Here is a 688-nt window from a genome sequence, read left to right as displayed (position 1 = left end):
TGGACCGTCTACACTTAATTGGACAACTTCTTTAAAGAGAAGTATTGTTAAAATTAAGAAAGTAGGTGGTCTTTTTATGAGAAGAGAGCGTAGAGAATACAGTAATGAATTCAAACAGCAAATGGTTGATTTATACCTTAATGAAAAACCAAGATCTGAAATTATTAGAGAATATGATTTAACCCCATCTGCATTAGATCGATGGATTAATCAAGCAAAAACCTCTGGTTCTTTTGAGCACAAAGATAATCTTACAAAAGAACAAAAGAAAATGATGGAACTAGAAAAAGAAAATAAACAGCTAAAAATGGAAAACGATATTTTAAAGCAAGCCGCGCTGATAATCGGACGAAAATAGATGTGATAAATGAGAATACTCACAAATATTCAGTATCAGCAATGTGCAAAGTCCTACAAATGCCAAGAAGTACCTACTATTACCACCAAAATAACCAACATAAAGTTAATAAAGAAAACAATGATGAGATATTAGCAGATGAAATTGAAGATATATTCATCTCTAATAGACGTTGTTACGGTACACGTAAAATAAAGATTGCTTTAACGAAACGAGGACTATATGTGTCTAGGCGTAAGATTGGTGTATTGATGAAACAAAGAAACTTAGTTTCTACTTATACAAAGATGAAATTTAAAGTAACATCAAGCAAGGTAAACCAATCTACTA

Annotated in this window: 1 pseudogene; it reads left to right on the top strand. The window is 31.4% G+C overall.

Going from position 1 to position 688, the window contains the following annotated elements:
- Positions 1-76: 76 nt before the first annotated feature.
- Positions 77-591: pseudogene (locus tag LQ668_RS12505) on the top strand (transposase); the annotation flags it as partial.
- Positions 592-688 lie beyond the last annotated feature (97 nt).

The sequence above is a fragment of the Mammaliicoccus sp. K-M42 genome, from assembly GCF_022386375.1.
Taxonomy (GTDB): domain Bacteria; phylum Bacillota; class Bacilli; order Staphylococcales; family Staphylococcaceae; genus Mammaliicoccus; species Mammaliicoccus fleurettii.
Note: the sequence above shows the minus strand (reverse complement) of the source record. Positions and strands in the feature narration are given on the sequence as shown.